The sequence below is a fragment of the Herbaspirillum sp. B65 genome (genome assembly GCF_000333555.1).
GTDB lineage: Bacteria > Pseudomonadota > Gammaproteobacteria > Burkholderiales > Burkholderiaceae_D > Herbaspirillum > Herbaspirillum rubrisubalbicans.
Map to the genome: position 1 here is coordinate 1 of NZ_BADI01000826.1, position 4,690 is coordinate 4,690.

At 59.9% G+C, this 4,690-nt stretch carries 5 protein-coding genes; 4 read left to right on the top strand and 1 reads right to left on the bottom strand.

Going from position 1 to position 4,690, the window contains the following annotated elements:
- Nucleotides 1-395, top strand: a 395-nt coding sequence (locus I5W_RS19700) for an NUDIX domain-containing protein (protein WP_044530501.1), incomplete at its 5' end; no start/stop codon positions are given.
- Between the two features lie 77 nt (nucleotides 396-472).
- Here the strand turns inward: I5W_RS19700 and I5W_RS19705 are convergent.
- Nucleotides 473-2,149, bottom strand: coding sequence for an electron transfer flavoprotein-ubiquinone oxidoreductase (locus I5W_RS19705; RefSeq protein WP_044530502.1), 1,677 nt, complete (start codon nucleotides 2,147-2,149; stop codon nucleotides 473-475).
- A 352-nt stretch (nucleotides 2,150-2,501) separates the two neighbouring features.
- On the opposite strand from I5W_RS19705, the gene I5W_RS19710 reads away from it, so the two are divergent.
- The 3 genes from I5W_RS19710 to I5W_RS19720 form a co-directional block, all read left to right on the top strand.
- The gene (locus I5W_RS19710; RefSeq protein ID WP_044530503.1) at nucleotides 2,502-2,927 is read left to right on the top strand and encodes an acyl-CoA thioesterase; all 426 of its coding nucleotides are present in this window, start codon (nucleotides 2,502-2,504) and stop codon (nucleotides 2,925-2,927) included.
- Nucleotides 2,928-3,125: 198 nt separating this feature from the next.
- A complete protein-coding gene (locus I5W_RS19715; RefSeq protein ID WP_044530504.1) occupies nucleotides 3,126-4,238 on the top strand; it encodes an ABC transporter substrate-binding protein in 1,113 nt (370 codons plus the stop codon).
- 169 nt (nucleotides 4,239-4,407) lie between these two features.
- Nucleotides 4,408-4,690: ABC transporter permease subunit (locus I5W_RS19720; RefSeq protein ID WP_044530505.1), on the top strand; the 283-nt coding region annotated here is incomplete at its 3' end.

The following is a 4,690-nucleotide window of genomic DNA, read 5'->3' on the forward strand; positions in this document are numbered from 1 at the left end:
GGACGCCGTTCCGCTATCCGCTGGATCGCGTCTTCATCGAATTCCCGGCCGGCAAGCTCGATCCGGGTGAAGACAGCCTCGACTGCGCCAAGCGCGAACTGCAGGAAGAAACCGGCTATACCGCCAGCCAATGGCAATACGTCTGCACCATCCACAATGCCATTGCCTATTCGGATGAGCACCTGGTGCTGTATGTAGCGCGTGGCCTCAAGGAAGGTGAGCGGCAACTGGATGAAGGTGAGTTCCTCGACATCTACAAGGCGCCGCTGGCCGAGCTGCTGGAACAGGTGCGCAATGGCCAGATCACCGATGTGAAGACGGTGATCGGCGTGTTCTGGTTGGAGAAGATCGTCAACGGTAGCTGGACGCCGCCTGAGCGTCCTGCCGGCATCTGAAGCCAAAGCCCGCCGACATGAAAAAGCCGCCTCCGAGGATGCGGCTTTGTTTTTTCTAAGCGGGGTAGGGCTGCTGCTTACATGCCCGAGTAATTCGGCCCGCCACCGCCTTCAGGCGTCACCCAGACGATGTTCTGGGTCGGATCCTTGATATCGCAGGTCTTGCAGTGCACGCAGTTCTGCGCATTGATCTGCAGGCGGTCGGAATGGTCCTCGTTCTTGACGAATTCATAGACGCCTGCCGGGCAGTAGCGCGCTTCCGGGCCGGCATACTTGGCCAGGTTGATCTGCACCGGCACGTTCTTATCCTTCAAGGTCAGATGGGCCGGCTGGTCTTCGCCGTGGTTGGTGTTGGAGATGAACACCGAAGAGAGGCGGTCGAAGGTCAGCTTGCCGTCCGGCTTGGGATAGGCAATCGGCGCGAAGTCCGAGGCTGGGCGCAGGCATTCGTGGTCGGCATGGGTATGACGCAGCGTCCACGGGGCCTTGCCACCGAAGAGCACCTGGTCGATACCCACCAGCAGCGTACCGGTGACCAGGCCACGGCTCATCGAGGGCTTGAAGTTGCGCGCCTTGTGCAATTCTTCCTTCAGCCAGGAGGCGTCGAAGGCGGCCGGGTAGGCGGCCAGTTCGTCGCCCTGGCGGTTCTCGCCCAGCGCCTGGAAGGCGGCTTCGGCGGCCAGCATCCCACTCTTGATGGCAGCATGACTGCCCTTGATGCGCGAGGCGTTGAGGAAACCGGCATCGCAGCCCAGCAGGGCGCCCCCCGGAAATACCAGCTTGGGCAGCGACTGCACGCCGCCTGCGGTGATGGCGCGGGCGCCATAGGAGAGGCGCTTGCCGCCTTCGAAGAACTTGCGGATTTCGGGGTGGGTCTTGTAGCGCTGGAATTCCTCGAAGGGCGACAGGTAGGGATTCTGGTAGGCCAGGCCGACCACATAACCGACCGCCACCTGGTTGTTTTCCAGGTGATACAGGAACGAGCCGCCATAGGTGTCATGCGGCAGCGGCCAGCCGGCCGTATGCACCACCAGGCCGGGCTGGTGCACTTCCGGCTTCACTTCCCACAGCTCCTTGATGCCGATGGCATAGGTCTGCGGATCGCGACCTTCATCAAGCTGGTACTTGGCGATCAATTGCTTGCCCAGATGGCCGCGCGCCCCTTCGGCGAAGAAGGTGTACTTGGCGTGCAACTCCATGCCGAGCTGGAATTCGGAGGTGGGTTCGCCTTCCTTGTTGATGCCCAGGTTGCCGGTGGCCACGCCCTTGACCGAGCCATCCTCGTGATAGAGCACTTCGGCCGCCGGAAAGCCGGGGAAGATTTCCACGCCCAGCGCCTCGGCCTGCTGGCCCAGCCAGCGGGTGACGTTGGAGAGCGAAATGACGTAGTTGCCGTGGTTCTGGAAACAGGTGGGCAAGAGCCAGTTGGGCGTCTTGTAGGCCTTGGTGGCGGAGAGGAACAGGAAGCGGTCTTCGGTCACCGGCGTATGCAACGGTGCGCCTTGCTCCTTCCAGTCAGGGATCAGCTCGCTCAGCGCACGCGGGTCCATCACGGCGCCGGAGAGGATATGGGCGCCGACTTCGCTGCCTTTTTCCAGCACGCACACCGCGACTTCACGATTTTGTTGGGCGGCCAGCTGTTTGAGGCGGATCGCCGCCGACAGGCCGGCCGGGCCGCCGCCGACGATGACTACGTCATATTCCATCGATTCGCGAGGGCCGTATTGTGCGAGCAAGTCTTGAGTAGAAGTCATGGGTGTCCCGTGTGATGTGAACTGCCTGTTTTCGAACGATCGTGCTATTGTTAAGTATTTTTCGAAGGAACGCTAGAGGGTAGCGCTCATTTCGCCGGGCTTTTTATGCGCTTTTGGCCATTCATGGTGGCAGCAATGTAGGCGAAACCGTCCGCTGCGCGGTCGACTTGTTCGAATTGCCCAAGCCTGAAGGTCTGGTGAAAGTGCCGTATTTTATGGGATTTTGGTCGTGCACCTCACCACCATTGCAAAACACTTCATATCCTTATTGCGTCAGAAAAGCGACACGCCCGCACCGTGGCGCATGAAAAAAATTACATTCATAGATGAATCAAATCGGAAAGGACCAGCCATGAGCCTCCACCCACAGGCCGCACCGAAGCAGTTATACGTCTCCCGCCAAAGCATCCGCTGGGGTGACATGGATGCCTTCGGCCATGTCAACAACACGATCTATTTCCGCTTCATGGAGCAGTGCCGTATCGAGTGGCTGGAAGAGGTCTTCGGTTCCACCATCGCCGGCCGGGAAGGCCCGGTGATCGTCAATGCCCACTGCAACTTCAGGCGTCAGATGAAGTATCCCGCCACCATCGCGGTGCAGATGAATGCCGGCCAGGTGGGGCGCACGAGTGTGGAAACTACGTATGTCATCCGCGACGCTGCCGATGAACAGATCATTTATGCTGACGGTGCTGCAAAGATCGTCTGGGTCGATTTCGAGAAAGAAAAATCCACTGCGTGGCCCGAAAGGCTGCGACAGCTCCTGACAAGCTTGTAAGTTTGGCGCAAGGAAACTGGCACAGAATCGGCCCGACACTCCCGCGAGGAACCGCCATAGAGCGGAGGGAGCGGAGAATTCGTTTCACAGCGAGCGGATATCCAAAAGCGCATAGCCCGTCTGCGATGAGCTAGCCAACAACTACATTCTGGAGGATGACATGACATACAAGACCCCAGCCTTTGTGCGGCTGCCCTGATGAGCCTGGCGCTCACTTTGCAGGCGGCCGATTCGATCAAGATCGGGGTTTCCGGCCCCTATACCGGTGGTTCGGCGCCGATGGGGGTTTCCATGCGCGACGGCGTCAAGCTGGCCGTGGCCGAGATCAATGCCGCCGGCGGCGTGCTGGGACGCCAGATCCAACTGATCGAGCGCGACGACGAAGCCAAGAACGAGCGCGGCGTGCAGATCGCCCAGGAACTGATCAACAAGGAAAAGGTGGTCGCCACCGTCGGCTTCATCAACACCGGCGTGGCCCTGGCCTCGCAGCGCTTCTACCAGGAAGCCAAGATTCCGGTGATCAACAACGTGGCCACCGGTACCGTGATCACCAAGCAGTTCGAGAAGGAAAAGGACAACTACATCTTCCGCACCTCGGCCGCCGACAAGATCCAGGCCAAGATGATCGCCGATGAAGCGGTGGACAAGCAGAAGTTCAGCAAGGTCGCCATTCTGGCCGACTCCACCAACTATGGCCAGCTCGGCCGCGAAGATCTGGAGAAGGTGCTGGCCGACAAGAAGGTCACCCCGGTGGCCGTCGAAAAGTACAACATCAAGGACGTCGACATGACGGCCCAACTGCTCAAGTCCAAGCAGGGCGGCGCCCAGGCCGTGCTGACCTACGGCATCGGCCCGGAACTGGCGCAGATCGCCAACGGCATGGAAAAGCTGAACTGGCACGTGCCCATCATCGGCAGCTGGCCGCTGTCCATGGGCAACTTCATCGATAACTCCGGCAAGAACGGCAATGGCGCCCGGATGCCGCAAACCTTCATCCAGGACGGCAATACGCCCAAGCGCAAGGCCTTCATCGAGGCCTACCAGAAGGCCTACAAGGTTGATCGTATGCCCTCGGCCGTCTCGGCTGCCCAAGGCTACGACTCCATCCTGCTGCTGGCCGCTGCCATCAAGCAGGCGGGCAGCACCGATGGCGAAAAGGTCCGCGCTGCGCTGGAAAACCTGAACACCAAGGTCGAAGGCGTGGTTACCACCTATGACAAACCGTTCACCCACGACGATCACGAAGCCATCAAGCCGGCCATGGTCGTGATGGGCGAGGTCAAGAACGGCCGCGTCATCCTCGGCAAATAAGACTCGACTCGCTTCACGCACAGTAGTCGAAGAGGCCAGTCCTTGCGATCCGGGGGCTGGCCTTTTTTACACGATCTGTTGACGATTTTTTAACGGCCCGACGTCGGCGCCGCAGGATCGTTGCAGCTCTACGCCGCCACCCGGCGGTAGCCGCTTCTTGGGAAATACAATGGATATCCTCTTACAACTGGTCTTCTCCGGGATTGCGCTGGGCATGATCTATGCCGTCATCGCCTTCGGTTACCAACTGACCTTTGCCACCTCCGGCACCCTCAACTTCGGCCAGGGTGAAGCCCTGATGCTGGGCGCCCTGGTCGGACTTTCCGTGGTGGGCAACATCCACGGCGGGCCCTATCTCAATTACTGGCTGATGATCCCCATCGTGCTGGTCTTTGGCGCCTTGCAAGGCATGTTCGTCGAATGGATCGGTGTGCGTCCGGCCATCAAGATCA

Bases quoted from the DNA above. Each gene is read 5' to 3' on its own strand.
- I5W_RS19705 (WP_044530502.1), bottom strand. From the start codon at position 2,149: ATGACTTCTACTCAAGACTTGCTCGCACAATACGGCCCTCGCGAATCG.
- I5W_RS19710 (WP_044530503.1), top strand. From the start codon at position 2,502: ATGAGCCTCCACCCACAGGCCGCACCGAAGCAGTTATACGTCTCCCGC.
- I5W_RS19715 (WP_044530504.1), top strand. From the start codon at position 3,126: ATGAGCCTGGCGCTCACTTTGCAGGCGGCCGATTCGATCAAGATCGGG.